The 23563-nt window shown below is 63.4% G+C and carries 29 protein-coding genes; 15 read left to right on the plus strand and 14 right to left on the minus strand.

Features of this window, described 5'->3' with window-relative positions; translation table 11 throughout:
* The first annotated feature begins 27 nt into the window (after window positions 1–27).
* Entirely contained in the window at window positions 28–1602 is a 1575-nt protein-coding gene (locus H0O21_RS01950; RefSeq protein ID WP_185190200.1) for a B12-binding domain-containing radical SAM protein, read from the plus strand.
* A gap of 11 nt (window positions 1603–1613) precedes the next feature.
* Here H0O21_RS01950 and H0O21_RS01955 read toward each other — a convergent pair whose 3' ends face one another.
* A complete protein-coding gene (locus tag H0O21_RS01955; protein ID WP_255441083.1) occupies window positions 1614–2003 on the minus strand; it encodes a DUF4346 domain-containing protein in 390 nt (129 codons plus the stop codon).
* A 60-nt stretch (window positions 2004–2063) separates the two neighbouring features.
* Window positions 2064–3260 carry a GNAT family N-acetyltransferase gene (locus H0O21_RS01960; protein WP_185190202.1) on the minus strand — a complete coding sequence of 399 codons (1197 nt, stop codon included), beginning with the start codon at window positions 3258–3260 and terminating at the stop codon, window positions 2064–2066.
* Window positions 3261–3341: 81 nt separating this feature from the next.
* On the opposite strand from H0O21_RS01960, the gene H0O21_RS01965 reads away from it, so the two are divergent.
* The gene (locus H0O21_RS01965; RefSeq protein ID WP_255441084.1) at window positions 3342–3782 is read left to right on the plus strand and encodes a hypothetical protein; all 441 of its coding nucleotides are present in this window, start codon (window positions 3342–3344) and stop codon (window positions 3780–3782) included.
* Here H0O21_RS01965 and H0O21_RS01970 read toward each other — a convergent pair.
* Both H0O21_RS01970 and H0O21_RS01975 read right to left on the minus strand, forming a co-directional pair.
* Window positions 3764–4435 carry a dihydrofolate reductase family protein gene (locus H0O21_RS01970; RefSeq protein ID WP_255441178.1) on the minus strand — a complete coding sequence of 224 codons (672 nt, stop codon included), beginning with the start codon at window positions 4433–4435 and terminating at the stop codon, window positions 3764–3766. The two genes, H0O21_RS01965 and H0O21_RS01970, sit on opposite strands and share 19 nt — an antisense overlap.
* Window positions 4432–5358, minus strand: coding sequence for a 6-carboxytetrahydropterin synthase (locus H0O21_RS01975; RefSeq protein WP_185190204.1), 927 nt, complete (start codon window positions 5356–5358; stop codon window positions 4432–4434). Before H0O21_RS01975 ends, H0O21_RS01970 begins: the two co-directional genes overlap by 4 nt.
* A 71-nt stretch (window positions 5359–5429) precedes the next feature.
* Here H0O21_RS01975 and H0O21_RS01980 point away from each other — a divergent pair, with 71 nt between their 5' ends.
* Window positions 5430–6035: a shikimate kinase gene (locus H0O21_RS01980; RefSeq protein WP_131454847.1), complete on the plus strand. Its 606-nt coding sequence runs from the start codon at window positions 5430–5432 to the stop codon at window positions 6033–6035.
* On the opposite strand, the gene H0O21_RS01985 is transcribed toward H0O21_RS01980, so the two are convergent.
* Window positions 5986–6252, minus strand: a complete 267-nt coding sequence (locus tag H0O21_RS01985; RefSeq protein ID WP_131454848.1) for a chlororespiratory reduction protein 7 — start codon at window positions 6250–6252, stop codon at window positions 5986–5988. The two genes, H0O21_RS01980 and H0O21_RS01985, sit on opposite strands and share 50 nt — an antisense overlap.
* A gap of 1 nt (window position 6253) precedes the next feature.
* Here H0O21_RS01985 and H0O21_RS01990 point away from each other — a divergent pair, with 1 nt between their 5' ends.
* Window positions 6254–7015 carry a DUF6816 family protein gene (locus tag H0O21_RS01990; protein ID WP_185190205.1) on the plus strand — a complete coding sequence of 254 codons (762 nt, stop codon included), beginning with the start codon at window positions 6254–6256 and terminating at the stop codon, window positions 7013–7015.
* Here the strand turns inward: H0O21_RS01990 and H0O21_RS01995 are convergent.
* Window positions 6927–7652 (minus strand): glutathione S-transferase family protein, encoded by a 726-nt coding sequence (locus H0O21_RS01995; RefSeq protein WP_185190818.1) that lies wholly within the window; start codon window positions 7650–7652, stop codon window positions 6927–6929. The genes H0O21_RS01990 and H0O21_RS01995 overlap by 89 nt on opposite strands.
* Window positions 7653–7825: 173 nt before the next feature.
* Between H0O21_RS01995 and H0O21_RS02000 the strand changes: the two genes are divergently transcribed.
* From H0O21_RS02000 to H0O21_RS02025, 6 genes are read left to right on the plus strand one after another with little or no spacing between them, the layout of a single operon-like run.
* Window positions 7826–7984 (plus strand): hypothetical protein, encoded by a 159-nt coding sequence (locus tag H0O21_RS02000; RefSeq protein ID WP_161971404.1) that lies wholly within the window; start codon window positions 7826–7828, stop codon window positions 7982–7984.
* A 52-nt stretch (window positions 7985–8036) separates the two neighbouring features.
* Window positions 8037–8243: a DUF751 family protein gene (locus tag H0O21_RS02005; RefSeq protein WP_131454850.1), complete on the plus strand. Its 207-nt coding sequence runs from the start codon at window positions 8037–8039 to the stop codon at window positions 8241–8243.
* Between the two features lie 8 nt (window positions 8244–8251).
* Window positions 8252–8659: a 30S ribosome-binding factor RbfA gene (gene rbfA, locus H0O21_RS02010; protein WP_131454851.1), complete on the plus strand. Its 408-nt coding sequence runs from the start codon at window positions 8252–8254 to the stop codon at window positions 8657–8659.
* Window positions 8656–10290 (plus strand): glycoside hydrolase family 3 N-terminal domain-containing protein, encoded by a 1635-nt coding sequence (locus H0O21_RS02015; RefSeq protein WP_185190206.1) that lies wholly within the window; start codon window positions 8656–8658, stop codon window positions 10288–10290. Before rbfA ends, H0O21_RS02015 begins: the two co-directional genes overlap by 4 nt.
* A gap of 40 nt (window positions 10291–10330) precedes the next feature.
* Window positions 10331–11542 (plus strand): glycosyltransferase, encoded by a 1212-nt coding sequence (locus H0O21_RS02020; protein WP_185190207.1) that lies wholly within the window; start codon window positions 10331–10333, stop codon window positions 11540–11542.
* Complete coding sequence (locus tag H0O21_RS02025; RefSeq protein ID WP_185190208.1) at window positions 11542–12348, plus strand: uroporphyrinogen-III synthase; 807 nt, start codon at window positions 11542–11544, stop codon at window positions 12346–12348. Before H0O21_RS02020 ends, H0O21_RS02025 begins: the two co-directional genes overlap by 1 nt.
* Here the strand turns inward: H0O21_RS02025 and H0O21_RS02030 are convergent.
* From H0O21_RS02030 to zds, 3 genes are read right to left on the minus strand one after another with little or no spacing between them, the layout of a single operon-like run.
* Window positions 12324–12884, minus strand: coding sequence for a hypothetical protein (locus H0O21_RS02030; RefSeq protein WP_185190209.1), 561 nt, complete (start codon window positions 12882–12884; stop codon window positions 12324–12326). The two genes, H0O21_RS02025 and H0O21_RS02030, sit on opposite strands and share 25 nt — an antisense overlap.
* A complete protein-coding gene (locus tag H0O21_RS02035; protein WP_131454856.1) occupies window positions 12835–13284 on the minus strand; it encodes an SRPBCC family protein in 450 nt (149 codons plus the stop codon). Before H0O21_RS02035 ends, H0O21_RS02030 begins: the two co-directional genes overlap by 50 nt.
* 3 nt (window positions 13285–13287) lie before the next feature.
* Window positions 13288–14760: a 9,9'-di-cis-zeta-carotene desaturase gene (gene zds / locus H0O21_RS02040; protein ID WP_185190819.1), complete on the minus strand. Its 1473-nt coding sequence runs from the start codon at window positions 14758–14760 to the stop codon at window positions 13288–13290.
* 84 nt (window positions 14761–14844) lie between these two features.
* On the opposite strand from zds, the gene H0O21_RS02045 reads away from it, so the two are divergent.
* From H0O21_RS02045 to H0O21_RS02060, 4 genes are all read left to right on the plus strand, one after another.
* On the plus strand, window positions 14845–15282 hold the full coding sequence (locus tag H0O21_RS02045) for an iron-sulfur cluster assembly accessory protein (protein WP_185190210.1): 438 nt from the start codon (window positions 14845–14847) through the stop codon (window positions 15280–15282).
* 85 nt (window positions 15283–15367) lie between these two features.
* On the plus strand, window positions 15368–15751 hold the full coding sequence (locus H0O21_RS02050) for a hypothetical protein (RefSeq protein WP_131455195.1): 384 nt from the start codon (window positions 15368–15370) through the stop codon (window positions 15749–15751).
* 1 nt (window position 15752) lies between these two features.
* Entirely contained in the window at window positions 15753–16958 is a 1206-nt protein-coding gene (locus H0O21_RS02055; RefSeq protein ID WP_185190211.1) for a lipid-A-disaccharide synthase-related protein, read from the plus strand.
* The gene (locus H0O21_RS02060; RefSeq protein WP_185190212.1) at window positions 16955–17224 is read left to right on the plus strand and encodes a hypothetical protein; all 270 of its coding nucleotides are present in this window, start codon (window positions 16955–16957) and stop codon (window positions 17222–17224) included. Before H0O21_RS02055 ends, H0O21_RS02060 begins: the two co-directional genes overlap by 4 nt.
* Here the strand turns inward: H0O21_RS02060 and H0O21_RS02065 are convergent.
* Window positions 17166–18107: a TIGR01777 family oxidoreductase gene (locus H0O21_RS02065; protein ID WP_185190213.1), complete on the minus strand. Its 942-nt coding sequence runs from the start codon at window positions 18105–18107 to the stop codon at window positions 17166–17168. The genes H0O21_RS02060 and H0O21_RS02065 overlap by 59 nt on opposite strands.
* A gap of 35 nt (window positions 18108–18142) precedes the next feature.
* Complete coding sequence (locus H0O21_RS02070; protein WP_185190214.1) at window positions 18143–19375, minus strand: cation:proton antiporter; 1233 nt, start codon at window positions 19373–19375, stop codon at window positions 18143–18145.
* 58 nt (window positions 19376–19433) lie between these two features.
* Between H0O21_RS02070 and ndhO the strand changes: the two genes are divergently transcribed.
* Window positions 19434–19661 carry an NAD(P)H-quinone oxidoreductase subunit O gene (ndhO, locus tag H0O21_RS02075; protein ID WP_185190215.1) on the plus strand — a complete coding sequence of 76 codons (228 nt, stop codon included), beginning with the start codon at window positions 19434–19436 and terminating at the stop codon, window positions 19659–19661.
* Here the strand turns inward: ndhO and H0O21_RS02080 are convergent.
* The 3 genes from H0O21_RS02080 to cysK are packed head-to-tail and all read right to left on the minus strand — an operon-like array spanning window position 19640 to window position 23399.
* Window positions 19640–21709, minus strand: coding sequence for a glycosyltransferase family 39 protein (locus tag H0O21_RS02080; protein ID WP_185190216.1), 2070 nt, complete (start codon window positions 21707–21709; stop codon window positions 19640–19642). The genes ndhO and H0O21_RS02080 overlap by 22 nt on opposite strands.
* Window positions 21709–22434: a J domain-containing protein gene (locus tag H0O21_RS02085; RefSeq protein WP_185190217.1), complete on the minus strand. Its 726-nt coding sequence runs from the start codon at window positions 22432–22434 to the stop codon at window positions 21709–21711. Before H0O21_RS02085 ends, H0O21_RS02080 begins: the two co-directional genes overlap by 1 nt.
* Window positions 22431–23399: a cysteine synthase A gene (gene cysK, locus H0O21_RS02090; protein ID WP_185190218.1), complete on the minus strand. Its 969-nt coding sequence runs from the start codon at window positions 23397–23399 to the stop codon at window positions 22431–22433. Before cysK ends, H0O21_RS02085 begins: the two co-directional genes overlap by 4 nt.
* Between the last annotated feature and the right edge of the window lie 164 nt (window positions 23400–23563).

Genomic DNA, 23563 nt, shown 5'->3' on the forward strand with positions numbered 1-23563 from the left:
TCAAGCCAGCGTCCGCCAGCAAGATCCATGCGCACCCTCTTCATCTATCCCCAGTTCCCCAAGACCTTCTGGAGCTACGAAAAAATCCTCGAGCTCGTCAACCGCAAGGTTCTGCTTCCACCCCTAGGACTGGCGACCGTTGCAGCCCTGCTTCCTCAGGACTGGGAGATGAAGTTGGTTGACCGCAATGTGCGGGAGCTCACCGAAGCGGAATGGAACTGGGCGGAATTGGTGGTGATTTCGGGAATGATCGTCCAGAAGGACGACATGCAGCGACAGATCGCCGAAGCGAAACGGAGAGGCCTCCTGGTTGCCGTTGGTGGCCCCTACGCCAGCTCCACCCCTGATGCACCGGAGATCGCCGAAGCGGATTTCAAGGTGCTGGACGAGGGTGAGATCACCCTGCCGATGTTCGTGGAAGCGATTCAACGCGGTGATCGGAGCGGTCGGTTCAGCGCGGAGGGTGACAAACCGGATGTGACCTCGACTCCGATTCCCCGATTCGACCTTCTGGAATTGGATGCCTACGACTCCATGAGCGTGCAGTTCTCCCGTGGCTGTCCGTTCAACTGCGAGTTCTGCGACATCATCGTGCTGTACGGCCGCAAGCCCCGCACCAAAACCCCCGAACAGCTGATCGCCGAGCTACAGCGGCTCTACGACCTGGGCTGGAGACGCTCCATCTTTCTGGTGGACGACAACTTCATCGGCAACAAACGGAACGCCAAGCTGTTGCTCCCTGAAATCAGGCGCTGGCAGGAGGAGCGGGGCTATCCGTTCAGTTTCGCCACCGAGGCCTCCGTCGATCTCGCCGACGACGAGGAGATGATGCAGATGATGCACGACGCCCGTTTTGAGAGCGTTTTTCTCGGGATCGAAACGCCTGACGAGGCGAGCCTGGAAACAGCCCGGAAGGTGCAGAACACGCGCAACCCTCTCGATGCCGCTGTCGACAGGATCACCGCCAACGGCATCCGGGTGATGGCGGGCTTCATCATCGGTTTCGATGGCGAAAAAGATGGAGCCGGTCGCAGGATCGTCGACTTTGTGACCCGCACTGGCATCCCGGCCGCAATGATGGGCATGTTGCAAGCTCTCCCCAACACGGCGCTCTGGTATCGCCTGGAGAAGGAAGGACGCCTCATTCAGGAGAAAGCCGCCGCCAAGGGGGTGAACCAGACGAATCTTCTGAACTTCAAACCAACCCGCCCGATCCGGGACATTGCGAACGAATACGTGGAGGCCTTCTGCGCTCTCTACGAACCCAATGCCTACATGGATCGGGTCTATACCTACTACCTCAAGATGGGGGCACCCCGTTGGAAGGCTGCTGCCAAGCTGCCCACCTGGACGGATCTCCGAGCGCTGTCGATCGTGATCTGGCGCCAGGGAATCAAGCGAAGCACCCGGACCCGTTTCTGGCGCTACATGCTCGGCATGGCCCGCCAGAACCCGGCCCTGCTGGAGCAGTTCCTCGTGGTGCTCGCGCACAACGAACATTTCCTGGAATATCGCTCCATCGTGCAGCGGGAGATTCGAGAACAGCTCGAATCACTGCCCCCCGAGGAACCCAGCAATCCGCGCGAACTTCAACCGGCCTGATCGAGACGCTCTCAGTCCTGCACGTAGGGGCGCCCCTCCAGGAGGCACTGTTCGGCCTTCTGGAGTTCACGCCCTAAATACAGGGCGTGGTCGAGCCGGCTGATAGGAAGGGGCTCACCCCCCTCGCTGAGCTCGATTCCCAGCTGTTTTGCCGTCTTGCCGCGGTACACGCGATCAGGGGAGCGGGGTCCACCGCCCCGACAACCCAGCACCTCACCGGTGTCGGGATCCGTCGCACGCCCTCGGTCATCCACATCATTTCGGTAGTGCTCAGCCACCAGCTCTGCAGAGGCAGCATCCACCCGGATCAAGAAATACCCGGCCGGATCGAGGGCAATGAAACGCTGGGACAATCGATCATCGAGTGCCCGGCCCTCAACCGGATCTCGAGGAGGAGCCACCGGCTCGGATGCTGAGGGGTGGGACGACGCCGAAGAGCTGCTGCTTGCCATCCCGACACCCTACAAATCAGCCGCGGACGCTCTCAACTGAGGAGCTTCTGCCCGGAAGGGCAGTTCAGCATTCACCGCATCAATCTCCTCGAGCATGAGGCCATTGGCCTTGGGCAGCCAGGTCCTGATCAAGCGATCCATGCCCTCGTCGTACCAGCGGTGAAGGCTGTGCTGAGGCCTGGCGACGAATCCGCGGCGGCGTTTGTGGCTGCCCCCGGCACCGGGATCAAAGTGCTGCAGCCCCTGCTCCAGAGCCCAGGCGATTGGTGCGTAGTAGCAGACCTCGAAATGCAGGCAGTCGATCTCCTCGTCACTGCCCCAGTAACGGCCCCATAGCTGCTGCTGATCCTGAATACACAGCGACATGGCCACGGGCTCCTGGGGGTCGCCCCGATGGGCACTGAACAGCACCACATGCGGGCGCAGGGCTTCGCCCGCAAGGGCATCAAAAAAGGAGGCCTCCAGATATTTGCTTCCCCACATCCCCCAGCGAGCGCAATGCTGCTCGTAGAAGCGATGCATGCGTGTCAACAACCCAGGGGTCAGCGTCTCACCCCTGAGGGCGGTCACCTCAAGACCCGCCTCGCGAACGGCCTTGCGTTCCCGTTTGATATTGCGGCGCTGGTTGGCATTGAAGCCCCTCAAGTAATCGTTGAAATCCCGCTGACCCTCGGCTGACCAGAGACTCTGCTGATTCAGCCAAGTCGCACAGCCCGCCGCCTCGGCGAGGGGCCGCCAAGCGGGATCGACATAGAGAAAATTGCAGCTGAGGATGCCGTTTCGTCGCGCAAAATCATCGATCAGCTCGAACATCAGCGCGGTCAAGACCGCAGGATCCTCCGCAGAATCGATATGGAAGCGATAACCCTCGACAGGGCTGACCGGACTCATGCCCAGAAGTTTGGGGTAGTAGCGAAGCCCCAAATCAGCGGCGAGCCTTGCGAAAGCCTGATCGAAGACGAACTCGCCATAGCTGTGCCCCTTGAGATAGAGAGGCGCGACAGCCACCAGCCTGTCTGCGCCACGCCAGAGGGAGAGATGCAGGGGCTGCCATCCCTGCTCCGGCACGATGCTCCCGGACTCCTCCAGGGCCGTGAGCCACGACCAGCGATAGAAGGGACTGGCCTGCGAGCCGACCAGTTGCTCCCAGGCGGCCTCTGGAATCTCGCGAAGGGAGCGGTGCCACCGGGCGGAGAGGGATGCCATCACCGCCAAAGGGCGAAGTCGCAGTGACCCTAACCATGGCGACGGGCAGGGATCAGAATTCAATCCCGCCCGTGATGCGCCTTGCTCGGTTCATCCCTTCTCCAGCGCCAGATGCCAACAGCGCTGCTGAGCATCGCCTGCCTGGCGCTGGCTAGCCCAGCAGCCTCAGCCGGCTGGCTGGCCCCCGTGCTGCAGATGATGCAGCCCCGGATTGAATCGCGTTTGACCGATCAATGCCGGCAACTGATCGGCAGGCAAGGGGGAACACCTCTGGAATCAGAGCTGAGCAAGCTGGCGGAACAGCCCTGCCGCTCGCTCGCTAAGCCCGTGAGCGCCTGCCTGATCCGTGAAACCAGTCGCACGGGCCGAGAGCTGGGGGTGATCAGTGAACTGTTGACCGGCAGAGTCGGCGACGATGCCGAAGTGGTGATCAAGCGCTGTCTGGCCTCCCTGCTGGGCCTCCAAGAGAGCAACCTTCGTGACCTCCCCCTTCAGGATCTTCTTCAGCGCTGGCGGCAGTAATGCAACAGCACTTCATCGGCCTCGAGACGATCGCAACGTTCGAGGCCCCAAGCGCCTGGTTCCGCGAGCAGGTCAGGCAGCCCCTTGGGACCGGTCGGCAGCCAGTGGTGAGAACCCCCTAGCAGCTTCGGAGTCAGCGTGAGTTGCAACTCATCCACAACATCCTCGGCCAGCAGAGATCCACAAAGCTGAGCACCACCGAGCAGCAGGACGCGCTGGAGCCCCGCTTTGGCTAGGGAGCGGAGTGTCTCCTGCCAGGACTGACCGAGCGTCAGCCGCTGATCGAACCCTGAGGGCACTGGAGTGGCCACAGGTGGGGTAAGCAACCAACGTTGCAGGGGCTGTCTGAAGAACGGCCATTCACGTGGAAAGCTCTGCTGACGAGACACCACCAGGGCCACCGGCTGCGGAGGCCTGCCGTCCTGAACCCGTTGCGCCTGACGCTCCCCGTCGCGAATCAAGCAGGTCGTGCGATGGGCCCGCAGCGTGCCTGCGCCAATCAGGGCGCCATCAGCCCAGGCCAGGGCCTCCTCCAAAGCGCGACGATCCCCTGTTCCACCGAGCTGAGCAGCTCCGCCAGCAGCAGGGGCGAGGCGGCCGTCCAGGCTGATGGCGAGCACCAGCCGAAGCGTCGGTGCTTCGGTGAGCTTCAGGAGGCCAACACCGCCTCAAGGGCGGTTGGACTCGCATTCAGCTGAGGCGTCTCCGCGTAAACCTCAGCTGCGTTGTTCGGACTTTCCTGCAGGCGCACCTTGTGCAGCACCACTCCGATGGCCCGGATGGGAGTGGCCAGACGATCGGCAATATGAAGCGCAATGTTCTCCGCCGTTGGAACACAGCTAGCGAAATGGGGCACGTCCTTATTGAGGAAGGTGTGATCGAAAGGCTCGACCACGAGATCATCCAGAAGGCTCTGAAGCGCCGCTAAGTCACAGACCATCCCGGTCCGTGGATCGATCGTGCCTCGCACGGTCACATCGACCAAATAGTTGTGGCCATGGCCGTGGGGCCTTGCACACTTCCCGTAGATCCGCTCGTTCTCCTCCTGGGAGAGCTCAGGGCGGGCCAGGCGGTGGGCAGCCGCAAAGTGGGTGCGAAGCGTGAGGAAAGCGTCCATGCCGTGTCCGAGATAGTCGGCCCAGAGGCCTGGTGATTCGTAAAGCCGCAAAGCGACCAGAGGAAGGTGGGGAACAAGACGCGTCCAGATCACGCGGACGAGTGCTTCCGTGGTGGGAAGACAGCCCTCGGGCTTGGAGACGTCGAACTCATCCCAAGCGTCGTTCAGACAGCGAAAGTCCAGAGATCCGGTCACCTCTTCACGGATCGCGTGCTTGACCTCCGAGAGGTTGAGCACCATGCCGTCCGCATCAAGGGGACCCGCCATCGAGACGATGAGTTCGTAGTTATGCCCATGGCCAGGCGCCAGAGCGCAAGCACCGAATCGGGCATTGTTGTCATCGGAACTGAGCTCTGGGAGCCAGTAACGATGCGACGAACTGAAGCAGGCCCGCCGTGTAATCACACAGCGTCGACCCTGACCATGGGGAGCAAGGGCCATTGCGGAAATGTCAGCCATGGCATGCCCAGACCAGGAGGCATCCTAGGGAGTTCCTGTCTTCCACCGTCCGACCCCGCGGTTCCCTCGCCATGACCGAGCCTTCCCCCACAGCTGTTCACCCTCTGAAGACAAGGCTCGGGGGCCGCAACCTCTACCTGGTGGGGATGATGGGCAGCGGCAAGACGAGCAGCGGCAGGCCCCTGGCCCAGGCCCTGGGATACGGATTTGTGGATGCCGATGCAGTGATTGAGCAGTTGGCTGGCCGATCGATTCCACGTCTGTTCAAAGAAGAGGGCGAGGAAGGTTTCCGCGCCCTCGAAGCCCAGGTGCTGCAGGCGATCGGACAACGACACTCCCTGGTGGTGGCCACAGGCGGTGGCGTCGTGACGCGACCAGAGAACTGGGGGGTCCTGCATCAGGGGCTGGTGATCTGGCTCGACCCCGACCGGGAGCAGCTACTGGAGCGTCTGCAGCGGGATCCTGGAGAGCGTCCACTCCTGCAGAACGGGGATCCCGAAGCGAGCCTCGATGCGCTGCTCGCAGCCCGACGCCCGCTCTACGCCGAGGCTGATCTGCATCTACGGATCCAGTCGCAATCACCAGACGCCGTCGCCGCCATGGCACTGGAGGCCATCCCAGGGGTGCTCAGTCCCGTCCAGGGGGCTCCAGGCGCACCGCAAACCACTGGAGTGTGACCCCGGGAGCCACCTCCAGATCACAGGCGGTGTCGAGCAGCCGGATGGCGGCCGCCGCAACGGAACCGGCAGCCTGCAGGTCGGAAGGAAGCGCATCCAGCGCCCGCAAGTGCGCTTCCAGCCATGTCAGGGTGTCGGCAGCGCTGAGCAGTTGCTCCGGGCGACCAGGCTCCAGCACCACGTAGTGATCACAGGCACGAATCAGGGGGTCAGACAAGGTGCAAGGACTGCTGCCACTGATCATCGGACTGCTTCTGCTGAGCGGGGCCGGACAAGCCTGGTCTGCGGACGATCCCACGCTGGACCAGCGCCTTCAGCTCTGGCCGGAATGGCAGCTGCCAGCCCCCCTCCCCCGTCCTGGCCGCCACAGTGATCTCGTCTACCCCAGCTGGTTTGAAGGCGAATGGATGGTCAGCAGCATGGACTTGGACAGTCCGGACGATGACGCCTCGCCCCTGGAACACAAGGCTCGCTTCATCCGCCGGGGGGGTGCTGTGGTCGGCGACAGAGCCTTCAATGCCATTGCCGTTGGCCAGGCAGTTCTCGGATCGACTCTGCTGACAGTCGAGCAACCAGAGCGCGAACCCAACCGTCAACTCGCGAGGCTGCGCGGCGATCGCCTGCTGGAAACCACCGTGATCGGACGACGACAGAGTGATCCGAACCGCAGCGATGTCGTCAGCGAGTTCCTCAGTGACGAACTGGTCCTACAGATCCTCCACGGTCCTGAGGCTCCAAGGATCAGCAGGGTTGAAACCTTGAGCCGTTATCAACCATGCGCCCCAGCGTCCCGCGAACGCATCTGCGCCGATCAATGGCAGGCCCGCTACAGCGGGCCCGACACAGGGCTGAATCGCAGCCCTGAATCAGTCCATCGCTACCGGCTCGAACTCACACGACTGCAGGATCGCTCTGCATCAGCTGGGCCTCCAACTGATCCCTCCAACGGAACAAACCTTGGAGGCGGGGGTGGTCACTGAGCCCAGCCACACCGCGACCTGCCAAGGCGGCTCCCGAGGAGGAAGGAAACCGCAACAGTGAGAGCTGAGCGGCAACAGCAAGATCAGCAATCGACAAGCGGTCGCCCACGATCCAAGGAGCCTGCTCCAGCGCCTGGGCCAACTGGGTCAGGCTGGTCAGCAAAGATGCACGCTCCCCCTGAGCCACGATCTCCCCCACCCCCTGCAGGAGTCCGGTGGGAATCCCTGCAACGGTGCGGCGCAGGGGCTCCGGGAGGTCATCGGGCAGCAGGGCAACCCGAAGCTCCGAATCAATGGTGGCGGCCTGAGCCAAGGCCACCCTGGCGGCGTGGGCCAGGGTGGTATCAGCCCAGTCTTCAATCAGATGAACCTGCGCTGCAGCCCGCGGGTCTTCGGGCCAGAGAGGCGGCTCTGGGGCAAGGGTTTCGAGATAGGCGGCAATGGAACTGGAATCGGCAATCACCGTCTCGTCGTCGACCAGCATTGGCACCTGTCGCTGACCAGAGCGGCGAAAGACGTCGACCTGACCCAAGCCCGGCGTCACCTCCACCTCGCGATAGCTGAGCCCCTTGGCCTGAAGCACCATCCGCACCTTCAGACAAAAGGCGGAATGACGAAATTGATGCAGCTCCAGCACGGTCAACACCCGCCTGCGGCTTCCAGGCTAGCCATCCAGGATCAGTGCTGAGATCGGGAGGATTGAGGAGTGGACTGTGTGCAACCCAAGCGCACCACAGGCTGACAAAACAGTGACGAACTGAGCGCAAATCGTCTTGACAGATCCATACCTTAAAGAGAGAAACCTGCTCCATGGCCCACACCACACTGTTGGAACGCATGATCGATTTCATGCGCAGCATCAGTACGGAAACTCCATCTCCTCTCCAGATGGAAGTGTTCACAGGGCCGCATGGCGGTCGTTATGTGCTGACTGCCGATGGACGCAAGCGTTACCTCAAACGCTCCTGAGCTTCAGGGTCTCGGCGATGATGGGGAGCCGCTTCAGCTGTAGCTCCCGGCCATGAAGGACTTCTTCATCAATGTGACGCGGTATCCCCGCTATCTGATCGCCTTCAGCCTGGGGGTTCTCAACTCGGTTGCGGAGCCCTTGGCCCAGCGGCGCAGCAATCCTGTGACCGCTGTGGCGCTGATTGGCGCCCTGGTGAGCGGCCTCATCAGTGTGGGATTGGTGCTCCGTGCCATGGTGACGCCATCCCCCCTGATCTGAAGAAGGCGATGGCACCGGGACGGCGTGTCGAACGAGTTGCGGCCTTGATCCGACGCGAAACAAGCGAATTACTGATCAACGGCATCCGCGATGAGCGGGTGCATCAGGGCATGGTGAGCATCACCGAAGTGGAGGTCAGCGGAGACCTGCAGCACTGCAAGATCTTCGTGAGCATCTATGGCGATGACAGCCAGAAACAAGAAGTGCTCGCAGGACTGCAGGCTGCCAGCGGCTTCCTGCGTGGTGAACTCGGGCGTCGGTTGCAGATGCGTCGAGCACCTGAGGTGGTGTTCCAGCAGGATCGCGGGATTGAGAAGGGCACCTCCGTGTTGAGCCTGCTCAACCGCCTGGAGGAGGAGCGTCAAGAGCGGGGAGACATCCCCGAAGGCTCCGACGCGGATGATGAGCGGCCATGAGCCCCGAGGCCGAACTGCGACGACAGGTGGCCTCGCTGCTGGTGGTGCGCGGCAGCGGCCATGCTGAAGACCGACAACGCCGCTACCCCCGCTGGGAACTCCCGAATCAGGAGCTGCGTCGTCTGATCGGTGAGGGGATTGGTGGTGTCATTCTGCTCGGCGGCAGCAGCACCGAACTGCAGCAGCGCTGCCAGACCCTGCAGAGCTGGGCGCGAGAGCCGTTGCTTCTGTGTGCCGATGTGGAGGAAGGGGTCGGCCAACGCTTCGAGGGGGGCACCTGGCTGGTGCCTCCCATGGCCCTCGGCCGACTGCATGCCCGGGATCCCGAACGAGCGATTGCGCTGACTGAGCACTACGGACGCTGCACCGGACGTCAGGCCAGACGCTGCGGACTGAACTGGGTGCTCGCTCCGGTTGCTGATGTGAATAACAATCCGGGAAATCCGGTCATCAACGTTCGGGCCTGGGGCGACGCTCCAGACTGTGTGAAGGCCCTCGCCTGTGCCTTCCAGCGGGGACTGGCCAGCACAGGAGTGCTCGGCTGCGCCAAACATTTCCCTGGCCACGGGGACACCGGCGTGGACTCCCACCTGCAGCTGCCGGTGCTGCGCCACGACAAAGCTCGCCTGGAGCGCGTGGAACTGCCCCCTTTTGCGCAGCTGATCCAAACTGGAGTCGACAGCGTGATGACGGCCCACCTCCTGATCCCGGCCCTCGATCCCGAGCTTCCAGCCACCCTCTCCCGGGCAGTACTCACCAATCTGTTGCGAGACGATCTGGGCTTCCAGGGGCTTGTCGTGACCGACGCACTGGTGATGGAGGCGATCAGCAAGCGCTGGGGTGCCGGCGAGGCAGCGCGGCTGGCCTTCGCCGCTGGGGCGGATCTGATCCTGATGCCGGCGGATGCCGATGCCGCCATCGAGGCGATCGTGGCTGCTCTCCAGAGCGGCGTCATCCCCCGGGAGCACCTAGAGACGGCTCTCGCCCGCCGGCAGCAGGCGCTCCAGAAGGTCGCGGCAGCTGCCGCCTCCGGAGCGACGGGCGAGGGGTTTCAAGACGAGCCCCTTGAACTCGATGGGGAGAGGAGCCTGGCTTTGGAGCTGATTCAACTCAGCCTCGACACCCAGGGACCACTGCCCTTGCCACCTCTCAACGCTGAAGGGATCAACCTGCTGCGAGTCGACACTGTGCTGCCATCGCCACTGCTGCGAGCCGATGCACCGTCGCTGGCGCTAGCGGAGGCAGCTGGCTATCGAAGCCTGATCTGCCACCCCCAAGGCATCTCGCCATGGCAACCAGGAGCGGACGAGAACCCCCTCGCTCTTGAGCGCCTCGGCGATGGGAATGTGCTGCTGCAACTGTTCCTGCGGGGCAACCCCTTCCGGGGCGAGCGGGATCGAGCCGAACCCTGGAGCGCAGCCCTGCGGCAACTCCAGAAACAGCAGCGACTGGCGGGTCTTGTGGTGTATGGATGCCCATACACCTGGGCCAATCTGCGCAGGGAGCTCGAGCCGCAGATCCCAGCGGTCTATGCCCCAGGACAGATGGCTGAGGCTCAGCAGGCAGCACTTTCGCTGCTGCTGGGATCATCGGAACCGAGCGCCATGGCCGTCGAGGGCTTCACGGACTGAGCAGCAGCCGTAACCTCCCACCAGTTCCGGCCCCGATCCGATGCTCAGTCTTTCGATGATCGTGCGCGATGAAGCGCAGCGTCTGGAGGCCTGCCTGGGATCCGTCAAGGACCTGGTGGACGAGATGGTGGTGGTAGACACGGGCTCCACCGACAACACCATTGCGCTGGCCGAACAAGCGGGTGCGCGGGTGGAGCGCATCGACTGGCCAGGCGACTTCGCCCCAGCCCGCAACGCAGCCCTCGAGCATGTGAAGGGCGACTGGGTGCTGGTGCTGGATGCCGATGAGCAACTGCGCCCGGAAGCCATCCCCCCTCTCAAGGCATTGATGGCCCAGCCGGATGTGCTCGTGGTCAACCTGCTCCGCTACGAGCAGGGGGCGGCCATGGCGCCTTATTCCAGCGTGAGCCGACTGTTTCGCCGACATCCCGACATTGCTTGGAGCCGGCCCTATCACTCCATGATTGACGACAGCGTGCAGGGGATCCTGGAACGCGAACCCCATTGGCGCATCGTCAACTGCAGTGAGCCGGCCCTGCTGCATGACGGCTACCGCCCTGAGCTGTTGCAAGGGAGTGACAAAGCCGAACGCTTGCGCCAGGCCATGGAAGCCACCCTTGCGGAGCACCCCGACGACCCCTACGCCTGCGCGAAGCTCGGCGCCCTCGAGGTTTCCGAAGGCAACAGGGAGCGGGGCATCAGCCTGCTGCAGCAGGGACTCGCGGCCCTGGAAGCAACGCAGGGAGAACAACGACCTGCCGAGCACTACGAACTGCTGTTGCACCTGGCGATCGCCCAGGCAGAGACGGATCCAGACACGGCCATCCGCACGTACCGCAAGGCGCTGGAGCTGCCGATCGACACCCGACTGGGCCTGGGCGCTCGCTTGAACCTGGCGGCCCTGCTGCTTCAGCAGGGGGCTCTCGAAGAGGCCTTGCAGCTCACTGGCACTGCCACCCAGAGGGCACCGGAGGTGGCCCTTGCTTGGTACAACCTTGGCCTGATGCAACGCCGCAAGGGCGACATCGCCGCAGCCCTCCAGGCCTATGAACGGGCCCTGACCCTGAACCCTCAGCATGCGGAAAGCCACCAAAACCTGGCGGTCGCTCGGCTGCTCGGGGGCGACATCGATGGGGCCAGGAGCAGCTTCCGTCTGGCCATTGAGCTGCTGCATCAACAGGCACGCCCACAGGATGCCCAGGCGCTGCGGGCCCAGGTGGAGGGCCTCGTGAAACTGGAGGAGGCACGCTGATGAGCAACGCAGCGCAGCCCCTGCTCGGGCGCACCGTCGTGGTCACCAGGGCTCAGGAGCAGCAAGGGGAAGCCAGGAAGCAGCTCGAGCAGCTCGGTGCGGCGGTGCTCGACCTACCGGCTTTGGTGATCGGCCCGCCCGATGAATGGGGGCCGTTGGATGACGCGTTGTCGGAACTGGATGAATTCCATTGGCTGGTGGTCTCCAGTGCCAATGGGGTGAACGCGGTGGAGGAGCGCCTGCAACTGACGGGCCGCAGCCTCAGCCGTCGCCCCGCAAGCCTGAAGATTGCCGCCGTTGGCCGCAAAACTGCAGCGGCCCTGGAAGCGCTTGGCGCTCCCGCGGATTACGTGCCGCCCAACTTCGTGGCAGACAGCCTGATCGAGCATTTCCCCGTGTCGGGGTGGGGCCTTCGCCTGCTGCTGCCACGCGTCCAGAGTGGCGGTCGCACCGTGTTAGCGGAAGCCTTCGGGGAAGCCGGGGCCAGGGTGGTGGAAGTAGCCGCCTATGAATCACGCTGCCCCGCAGACATGCCGGCTGTCACCGCAGAGGCCCTGAAGAACCAGCAGGTGGATGCGATCACGTTCAGCAGCGGGAAGACCGTGTCGCATACCGCATCCCTGCTCAGCGAATGCTTTGGGGCTGATTGGCAGGCACTCCTGCGGGAGGTAAAGCTGATCTCGATTGGTCCCCAAACCAGCATGCGTTGCCGCGAACTGCTGGGCCGGGTGGATGGCGAAGCCGACCCCCACGACCTGGAGGGGTTGGTGCAATGCTGCGTTCAGGTCATGCAGACGGGCGGCTGAAGCTTGGCACCGACGGCATAGGTGAGACAGCCCCTGCGCAGATCGATCTCCCGCACGCTCCAGTCGGGAGGAAGGAGAGGTGCCGACTCCGCAAAACAACGGCCGCGCGTTCCGACGCAGACGGCACCGGAGCCTGCATCTGTCGTGATCAGCGCCTGGAGCTGACCGCCCACGGCGAGCACCCCCTGCAGGCTGAGGATCGGTGCAGATCCGGAGGTCGCTGGCTTGGCCTGGGCATCTCCAGCCGTTGCAGAAGCTGCAGGGAGGGGAAGGGCCGCGAATGGATCAGAACGGCCGCGCGGCGTAGCCGCCTCCACTTGAGCGCTACTGGGCAAAGCCACCAGCCCTGGAGCCTGAAGAGTGGGTGCTGCCGACTCGGCACCCTCAGCCCGCTTCTCAGAAGCGGAAGGCTGAACAGATGGCGCTGGGCTCTGCGTGCGCGCAACTGGAGTGCCACAGGCCGCCAACAGGGTGCAGAGCAACAGCTCAGCTCGAAACGGCGTAATCGCTTTCCACCAGGTCACGGAAACGGTCAAGGTTGGCCTGCAACTCGCGGGTGACAATCCCACCCAGGATGGTCGGTTCCATCAGGGGTGCCAAGACTCCAGGCAGCTCATAAGTGACACTCAGCTTCACCACCGTCCGATCATCCGCCTCGGGATAGAAGCGGACGGCCCCCTTGGTGGGCAGCCCACCCACGGACTCCCAATGCAGCTGCTGTGCTTCCACGCGGGTGGTGATCCGGGCCTTCCACTGAAATCGGAATCCTTGAGCGGCAAGGGTCCAGTCGGTGAGATCAGGATCCTCGAGGGTCTTCACTGACTCAATCCAGCGCATCCACCGCGGCATCGCCTCGAGGTCACTCCACACCGCCCAGACGCGGTCCACTGGCGCTTTGACCTCCGTGGTGACGGTGTGTTCGAGCCAACGTCCCATGGTTCAAGCCACTGCCGTGTTGGTGGCCAGTGCCGCAGGTCTGTCGAGAATCGCAGCCGCGGCAAGATGTCCGCTCATCGTCGCCCCCTCCATCGAGTCGATGTAATCCTGCCGTGTGTAGCTCCCTGCCAGGAAGAAGTTGCTCACGGGTGTGCGCTGATCAGGGCGGTAGGGATCCATCCCTGGTGCCTCCCTGTAGAGCGACTGGGCCAGCTTCACCACGTTGCTCCAGGTGAGTGTGAGCTCCTTGGCAGAGGGGAACAGAGCGCGCACCTGCGCATCGGTATGGGCGACGATCTCATCCACTGACTTCGGAATCCAGGGATCGCCAGGCGTCAGCACGCACTGCAGCAGTGAGCCCTGGCCCTCTTTGCGGTAGTCCTCTGGACTGGCCAGGGCCAGATCCGCAAAGCAACTGAAATCTGCATCGGCGGTATAGAGCAGGTTGTCGAGTCCAGCGGGCTTCGAGCAATCGCGGCGACGCTGGTCCTGCCCCTGCTGATCCCCGAGTTCGGTCACCCAGCCGTCGTAGCGGAGCTGGACAGTCGCCACCGGAACGGCCTCCAGCCGGTGGATCGCGTCGAATTGCGGGAACCGACGCCAGTCTTCAGGCAGCAGACGCTGAATGCCAGGCACGTCGCATGCGGCCAGATAAGCATCGGCTTCCACATGGATGTCTCCTTCAGGGGTGCCAAGGGTTAGGCCACTCACCTCCGGCGTATCGGCAGCGTTGCAATGCACCTGCTTCACCCGGTGGCGCAGATGCAGTTGCCCCCCACGGGCCTTGATGTAATCCAAGATTGGACCTGTGAGCCAACGATGGGGTGATCCTTTAAGCAGATTGAGCTTCGAGGCTTCCGTCTTCGCCGCAAACATCATGAAGATGGTGAGCATGCAGCGCGCAGAGATCGCCTCACAATCGATAAATCCGAGGGCATAGGCAATCGGATTCCACATCCTGCGGATGCTCTCGGGGCTGCCACCGTGGCCGACGAACCAGTCCTGAAAACTGACGGAATCCAGGGCCCGGATCGTCCGCATGGCCCCCTCGTAATCCACCAGCCCCCTCACGATCGGACTGGTGCCCAGGGCCAGTGCATTGCGCAACTTATCGATCCAACTGAGCTGAGGGGTGGTGAAAAAGGCCTTTAAGCCGTTGAAGGGGGCACCAATCGGAAAGCGAAAGTCGAGCTCGCGCAGGTCACCACCCAAGTTCACGAACAAGTGGGTGTGATCCTTGGGCAACAGATTCTCGATCGCTCCAACCTTGCGCATAAGCGCAAACAGGTTGGCGTAGTTGAAGAAAAACACATGCAACCCCATCTCGATGTGGTTGCCCTGGTCGTCTTCCCAGCTACCCACCTTGCCGCCAAAAAATGGCCGCGCCTCATAGAGGTTCACCTCGTGCCCGGCATCCACCAGATCCACTGCGGCGGCCAGACCAGCCAACCCAGCGCCCACGATCGCGACCCGCACCGGCAGCATCCGCCAACAACAGAACGACTCTATGAATCGGCAGGACGCAGCGGGGATCCATACAGTAAGGACAGGTCTGAACCCATGCCCGTGACCGCATCCCCTCTCAACGCTGCCACGACCAACACGGCTGACGGCACGGCTGACGGCACGGCGCCCCACACCGGGAAGGACGGCAAGGGGATCCTGATCACAGCCACGGCCATGCAGCAGCTCGCCAAGCTCTGCCGCGAACAGGGAGAGGATCGTGTCCTGCGGGTCGGGGTGCGTTCCGGTGGCTGCAGCGGCATGAGCTACACGATGGATTTTGTGCCGGCAAGCGAGATCGAGGAGAGCGATGAGATCTACGACTACAGCTCCCCAGATGGCGCCAGCTTCCAAGTGATCTGTGATCCCAAGAGCCTGCTCTACATCTATGGAATGCAGCTGGATTTCAGTACCGCCCTCATCGGTGGTGGCTTCAACTTCACCAACCCCAATGCCACGCAGACCTGTGGCTGCGGCAGCTCCTTCGCCGTTTGAGTCCGCTGCATGGGAATCTGAGAGCACTGCAGGAACAACCTGAACGGTGAACGCGATCAACGAGGAAAGCCTGTTTGAACAGGCGATGGGCCGTTATCAGAGCGGCGCAGAGGCCTCAGAACTGCTGGATGACTTCATCGCGATCACAAACGCGGCCCCCAGGCAATCGGCAGGCTGGACCTGCCTGGCCTGGCTCCAACTGCTCTGTGATCAGGGGGAAGAAGCCCTGCGTTCGGCCCGCACAGCAGTGAAACTCAACCCCCAAGACCCTCAAGCCAGGATCAACCTTTCTCTGGCCATGCTGGAAACCGAAGCCAAAGGGGTGCGCGATCACATCCAGATGGTGCAACAGGTGCTGGCGATGGCTCCGGAGGTGGGAGACGAGCTCAAAGCCTCGATCGCCGATGGCCTGGCCCGCAAGCCCGGCTGGCCCGCCCTCACCAAGGTGAAGGCCTGGTTGGAGCTCTGAGGTGTCGCGCCTGCTGCTGCTGAGCAATGGCCATGGCGAAGATCTCTCGGGCGCCTTGCTTGGCCTTGCCCTCCAGCAACTCGGCCATCAGGTGGACGCCCTGCCTTTGGTGGGGAACGGCCACCCCTACCGAGAGGCAGGACTGCCACTGATCCTGCGCACCCGAGAATTCAGTACAGGTGGACTGGGCTACACAAGCCTGCGCGGCAGGCTGACGGAACTCGTGCAGGGTCAGGTGCTCCACCTGCTCGGTGGCCTGGTGAGGCTCCTGAAGGTCGCCCATCGCTACGACCTGGTGGTGGTGGTGGGTGATGTGATTCCGGTGATGGCGGCCTGGCTCTGCCGAAGGCCGGTCGCCACCTATCTCGTGGCCTACTCCAGTCACTATGAGGGGGTGCTGCGCCTGCCCTGGCCCTGCGGCAGCTGCCTCTCAGGCCGTCAGTCACGCCTGGTCTTCAGCCGGGACCAACGCAGCGCCGATGATCTGAGCAGGCAGCTGGGACGGCCGGTGCGCTTCCTTGGCAACCCCTTCATGGATCCTGTCCTGCAGCTCCAGGAACCGCTTCCCTCCTGCAGGCGGCGTCTTGGCCTACTTCCAGGAAGCCGGCGCCCGGAACTGGAACAGAACCTCATGCTGCTGCTTCAAGTGGTGGAGAGGCTGCCGGAGCCGCAGATCAGCAGCGGCGAACTGGCCCTTGACCTGGCTCTGGTCAACAGCTTTCCCGACCCTGAATTGGCCGCGTTGGTGAGCCAACGGGGCTGGCAGATGAACGTCAGCGGACAGCTGGTGCAAGGAGGCCGCAGGATCACCCTGCGGCGCGGCTGTTTCGGTTCCGTCTTGCAGAGCTCGAATCTGCTTCTTTGCATGGCTGGAACCGCCGCAGAGCAGGCGGTGGGCCTGGCCAAACCTGTGCTGCAGCTGGCAGGGCAAGGCCCCCAGTTCACGGCCAGCTTTGCCGAGGCCCAGCGGCGCTTGCTTGGCCCCACCGTCTTCTGCGCTAAGGGTCCCATCGGCAGCCCTGAGACCCTGAGCGCGACAGCGCAGCTCGCTCTAGAGCTACTGGAGCGCAGTGCCTCGGATCCTCAGCTTCAGGAGCAGTGCCGAACCGAAGCCCGCATCCGCCTTGGCACGATTGGCGGCAGCACCAGGATCGCCCAGGCGATCGATGATCAGCTCCACCTCTGCCAAGAGCCCCTTTCGACATGAACGCGAATCCGCAGGAACCGCTCTGGAAGCGCTGGCTGGACCGGCTGCTGGTGCTGAATGTGTTTCTCGTTCTTGCAGGCGCGTTCTGGTTTGCAGCAGCCGTTCTGGCGAGCAGTCAGGGGGTTGAACAACCCCTGCGATTGTTTCAGGAACTCTGGGAGCCCTTGTTTACACCGGCCATCGGCCTGCTGATCAGCGCAGCCCTCATCAGCGGAGGCTGGTCTTGGTGGCAGAGGCGAGGGCCTCGATCAGATCAGGGTGGCTGAAGCGGAAGCCCAGTGGCTCAAGCCGCTCGGAACGCACCTGCTGGCCGTCCAACACCACACGAGCCCCATCACCGAGCAGCAGATGGAGCACCGGTCCAGGAACTGGCAGCAGGCTGGGACGCCCCAAACAGCGACCGAGCGTGAAGGCGAACTCCCCCATGCTCACTGGGTTAGGAGCGACGCCATTCACCACCCCTGACCAGGCCGGCGTCTCCAGGGCGGTCTGAATCAGACGACAGAGGTCAGTGCGATGAATCCAGCTCATCCACTGACGGCCGGTGCCGATCGGACCACCGAAGCCAGCCCGGAACACCGGCAGCATCTTGCCCAGTGCTCCGCCATCGCCGGCCAAGACGATGCCGATCCGCACCATCACCAGTCTTGTGGCCAAGGGCTTTTGCGCTGCGGCGGCCTCCCAGGCCTGACAGAGCCGACCCAGCACATCATCTCCACCTGCACTGGATTCCACGAAGGAGGCGGTTTCACTGGTGCCGTAAAAACCGACGGCCGAGGCATTCACCAAGACGGAGGGAGGCTGCTCCAGGCCCGCCATCGCCTGCACCAGATGCTCCGTAGTGGCGATGCGGCTATCGAAGAGCCGCTTCAGATGCTCGGGAGTCCAGCGCTGCTCGGCAATCGGCTCCCCAGCCAGATTCACAACGCCTTCAGCTGCCACCAACGCTGCATGCAATGCTCCGGCCTTCTCCCAGCTGGATGACTGGGCGGGATCGACCCCCACCCAGGTGACCTCAGGCGCCCCAAGCTCGATTCTGACCGCCTCCGGACGACGGCTGACGACCGTGAGCTCGTGCCCCTGCTGGAGAAGCATGGGGATCAGTTCACGGCCCACCAGACCGGTGCAACCGAGCAGCAGGAGGCGCATGGGGCTTCATTGGCGAGGCTCTGAAGGCTAAGGGCCTAGGGACCGCTAACGGGAAGCGTGATCTTCATGCGACGGGCGAGGGGCACTAACGCGAACCCCTGAATGAACAATCCGAACAGAACCACCGCCAGAGCAAGCGGTGGCATCTCGCGTCCCCAGGGCACTCCGGAAGCCCAGGCATCAATCGCTAGAGCAATCGGCACCGCCCCCCGCATGCCTGCCCAACAGACGAACATTCGCTCAGGAGGGCGAAATGGCGTCCGCAGGAGCAGGGCCTGAACGATCAGCAGTCGCACCAGCTGCATCACGAGGAAGAGGAGCAATCCCCAACCCGCTGCAAAAACGACGTTTTGAGGTTCCACCACAAGGCCCATGCAAAGAAACAGCATGAGCTCGGCCATCTTGGCGAAACTGGCATGGGCCTCCTCAAGGACGGCCTGATCAAGGCTGGGGCCATTGCCGAGCACCAGACCGGCCACATAAGCCGCGAGCAGGGGGCTACCGCCCATCAACGCCGCACCGCCACTGAGCACCATCAAGAGAGCCAGGCTCACCAGCGGAAGCATCGTGTTGTGGTTCAGGCTGGTGCGACTGCCCAGCAGCTGCACGGTGACGCTGCCGCCAAGAAAGCCCAGCAGGATGCCGAGGAGGAACTGGCGAACCACATCGATCACCAGATCAGCAGCGGCGACCCCCTCGCCACCGGCAAGGGCAAGCGCCACCCCTGCCAGAACAACAGCCATCGGGTCATTGAACCCGGATTCGGTTTCAATCAGATCCATCAAAGGCTGAGGCAATTGACCCGCTAGGGGGCGGAGCAGTGCCAGCACGGCCGAAGCGTCGGTACTCCCAACCATGGCGCCCACGAACAGGGCCTTGGGCAACAGAGCTGCCATGGAGCCATCGGGGTCAAGGGACCCGAAACCAAGGATCACCAGTGCGATCAACACTGAGGTCAGGAGAACCCCCAAGGTGGCAAGCCTCGCCGCAGGGCGAATCACAGCCCTGACCTCAGCCCAGTTGGTGGTCAGCCCCCCAAAGAACAGCACCAGCACCAGAGCTATCTGAGTGATCTGCGCGGCGTGACTCAGGCTGAGCAGGGAAGCTGTGCCTGAGGAGACTTCCAGCTTGTTGTCGATCAACAGCCCAAGTAGAAGCACCATCAAGATGCCCGGCACTCGGATCCGAGCTGCCAGATCATCCAGAAGCACCGCCACCAGCAGCAAGCCACCGAAAGCAAGCAGATACACCGCCAGTTGATGGGCCAAGCGGGAGACAACGCCACGATCGGATGGTTCTAGCCTGCTTCACAGCACAATTCCCGTGATGGCCGAGACAGCCCCCGCCCTCAAGAAAGGCACCCTGGTGCGGGTCAACCGCCAGGCCTACGCCGGCAGCACCGAAGCTGCAGCCAGCGATCCATTGCCCCCCACCTACATCTTCGAGGGCCCGGGCGAAATCCTTCTCGTGAAAGGCGACTACGCCCAAGTGCGCTGGCGTCGTCCAGTTCCGGATGTGTGGCTCAAGCTGGATCAGCTCGAAGCCTGCGGCTGAAGCTGCTGCTCAACCTCCTGCACAGCGCGGGGGACCGAGAGAGCGGCAGAGGGCAAGCGCCAGAAGGCCCCAGACAGCACGGCCCCAAGGTCATCCAGAGCCACCAACAACGGCTGGGAGCCATGCCGATGTCGAGCCTCGGCCGCCACCGCGCTCGCCCTCCAAGGGGCCCAATCCGCCAGGAGCACCACAGATCGATAGGCCGCAGGCCAGGGGTTTCCTGGCAGCCGCACCTGAAGAGCAGCAAACTGCCGTTCTGCTTCGCCTGGTCGATTCCCCAGCAGGGCGAGCAGGGCAAGGCTCCAATGGGACTGAACCGCCTGGGGATCGCGTCGGCGTTCTTGCTCTGCCTGTCGACGGACCCGGTCGCGATAGAGCCTATGGCCATCAAGCATGTGCTCCAGAGCTACTGCCTGAAACAGGGGATCCAAGCCGGCAGGCCCTTGCGCCAAGCCCGCAGCAAGCGTGGGGAAACGCTCTTCAAATCCTGGGAGCGGCCTTGATTGAGGCCGCCGCCGCCAGAGGGAATAACTGCCGCCCTGAGGTCTTGGGAAGCGCTCCACCCGCTCGAACAGACCACTGCGGCGCACCGCCTGATCAAGACGTGTGGCGCTCTTGCGAACGGACCCCTGATCGCCCTCAGCGAGCAGCACCAAGCTGGCGCGATCGAGCACGGGCTGCAGGTCACTGCGACGGCCTCCGAGCTGGCGGCCGACCAGCTGACCGCCGTGGCGACGGCCGTAGTAGCTCACGTTGTGCTGATTGAGATCAGGGGTACTCGGTACAACGATCAGCGTGGAAGGTGCAGCCTGGGGATCACCTCCACCAGCCCGGCGAACGATGGCCTCCAAAGGGCCCTGCGGCTGCTGGCGCAAACGAGACGCCTGGGCACTCCAGCCAGCCGGAAGGCACGCCAGCAGGCCCGAGACCAGAGCCAACGGCGCCAGCCATGGCAACGATCCAGGCCAGCGCGAACGCCACCAGAGTCCCCACTGCCACCAGCCGCGCGTCAGCAGCAGGATCAAGGGAGCCAACAGCGGTGCGATGTAACGGTCGTCCTTGTTGGGACTGAGGCTTGTGACGATCCACCCCGCCAACAGGGTGACGAGCAGAAACCTCCAGCCCAGGGAGTCATCCCCGTCGGTACGGGTGCACTGCAACCCCCAGAGCAGCAGTCCTCCCAGTCCGACGGCCAGCAGAACGACTCCGATCTGCCCAGGCAGAAGCTTGGGATACCAGAGCCATCCCGCCAGGGTCAGCGGGCCTGGATCCCCCTCTCGGGATGCCGACTCCAACACCGCCCGGTTGGTGCCACCGAGGGTGGTGATCCAGTTGTGATGCAACCAGGGCAGCACTCCCGCCAACACCAGGATCAGGCCCGTCAACAGCTGCCAACGGCGACCATGACCGCGACGAAGCGAGCCCCAGGCGACCCAGGCGAGAGCGGGTATCAGCACGAGCAGCGCACTCTGTTTCACCAGCAGCGCCACGGTGCAGGCCAGCGCCGCCGCGATCGCTTGGCTCCAGCGGCCTCCGCGCTGGGGATGCCACCAACAGCTCAGACGCCAGAGCGCCAACACCACCGTGGCACTGAGAGACATTTCCAACACGTAGTCGCTGCGTAACTCCAGCAGCGCTGGAGCGACGGCCAACAGCAAGCTGGCCAGGAGCGCAAAGCCTCTGGCCTCGCGGCGCTCCTGCCGCAACGTCAAGGCCCAGGAGGCGACGCCCAGCAACAACAGGCCGTGCCAAAGGCTGAGGCTCCAGGCCGCTTGAGCCGGGGCATCACCGGCTGCCGCCATCACCGTGCCGTTGACCAGCGAGGCCAGGGGCGGAATCTTTGGGGAGAGATCGAGCAGGGCCTGCCAACCCCGCCAACCGCCACCGGGGAGCAACCCAAGGGCTCGACCATGCTCAAGGGCACTATTGAGATAGTCGGCTTGATCCCAAGCGGGGAGCCCGCTCTGCAGCATCCACCAAAGCCGGTCGATTCCGGTGGCAAGCAACCAGATCAGCAGGACAAGCGCACGGAACAGCCAAGGGCCCATCAGATGATCTCCAGCCGACGGCGCTCCTCTTGCAAACGCTGACGCCGACGTTTCGCCTCTCGCAACATCTCGCGCCCGTCGTGGAGATAGTTATCCACATAACCCATCGTGTAGCGATCCAACTCGTTGAGGGCATCCTCCACCTGAGACAGACAGTGATAGACGCTCAAACCGAAACCACGGGCCGTCGCTGGCGTCGGGAGGGATTGATACAGCGTCTTGACTTTGTCGATGCGCTGGCGACTCTGCTGGACATAGATGCAGAACGCCTCCATCAGTGTGTCGTCATACGGGTCGGCGGCTAAAGCACGGAGTTGAGCAGGAAAGGCATTGATGACCTGACCCAACTGCCGATCGATTGGGGCATACACAGTCTGCAGCCACTGCACCAGGGCGTCATCGGCATGGGCCCCCTGGCCGCTGGAGCGGCGGGCCGCCTGGGCAGCCCTGGCATTGCGAGCCCCCCGCCGGCTCGCCTCATCGCTCCCCCCTGCCATGGCCGAAAACGTCCGGTCAAACGAACGACGTCTGTCGGCATCCCCCAGCAGTTCCCAGGCGGCATTCAGAGCCAGAATCCGCTCGGGATCGCCTCCAGCATCGGGATGATGCTGTTTCACCAGACGCCTGTAAGCAGCCTTGATCTCGGCATCACTGGCGGTGCGCCCGACCCCCAGCACGCCGTAGGGATCACCACCATGGGCATCAAGCTGGGGGGCACGACTCATAGGTGCCCATCCCGCCTGGCAGGCATCACGGCCGTTGCACTGAACATCGGCGTGGACAAGTAGCGCTCGCCGAAACTGGCCAGGATGACCACGATGCGGCGGCCAGCCATCTCCTGACGTGCACCGATCCGCAGAGCAGCTGCCACCGCAGCACCGCTACTGACACCGCTGAGCAAACCCTCCTCCCTGGCGAGACGGCGACCCATCGCCATCGCCTCCTCATCACTGACCGCGAGCACCTCATCAATCAGATCCTGTTCCAAGACAGGCGGCACAAAGCCAGCACCGATGCCCTGGATCCGGTGGGGGCCTGGCTCACCTCCCGTGAGCACAGGGCTTCCAGCAGGTTCCACCGCCACCACCTGCAGCTGAGGAAGCCGCTCGCGCAGCACTCGGGCACAACCGGTGAGGGTGCCGCCGGTGCCAACGCCGGCCACAAAGACATCCAAGGCACCGTCGGTGTCGGCCCAGATCTCCTCCGCGGTGGTGGCGGCATGAACCGCAGGGTTGGCCGGATTGTCAAACTGCTGCAGCAAATAAGCCTCGGGAATCTCCTCCACCAGCTCACGCGCCAAGGCGATCGCCCCCTGCATCCCTTCACTACCTGGTGTGAGCTGCAACTCTGCGCCGTAGGCCCGGAGCATGGCGCGCCGCTCCGTGCTCATCGTGTCGGGCATGGTGAGAATCAGGCGGTAACCGCGTGAAGCCGCCACCATCGCCAGGGCAATACCGGTGTTACCGCTGGTGGGTTCCACCAGCACCGTGCGGCCAGGATGAATGGTGCCGCTTGCCTCTGCCGCCTGCACCATCGCGCCAGCAATGCGGTCTTTCACCGAAGCCGTGGGGTTGAAGCTTTCCAGCTTGGCGAGGATCTCCGCGTGGCATCCATGGGCAGCAGGGAGCCGATTGAGGCGCACCAGAGGGGTGCGACCCACCAGCGCTGTGATGTCAGGCGCAATCGGCATAGACGGTGGGAGCGGTACTGAACACCAACACTCCACCCATCCAATCAAACCCCCGCAGCAGACGACAGGGCGCTGACTGGAATGCCCTCAAGATGCACAAAAAAGCCCCCGGGGTTCCGGGGGCTGATCGCAAGGCAATGGTGAGGAGTGCCTCACGCTTGGCT

It is taken from the genome of Synechococcus sp. HK01-R, from assembly GCF_014217855.1.
Taxonomy (GTDB): domain Bacteria; phylum Cyanobacteriota; class Cyanobacteriia; order PCC-6307; family Cyanobiaceae; genus Synechococcus_C.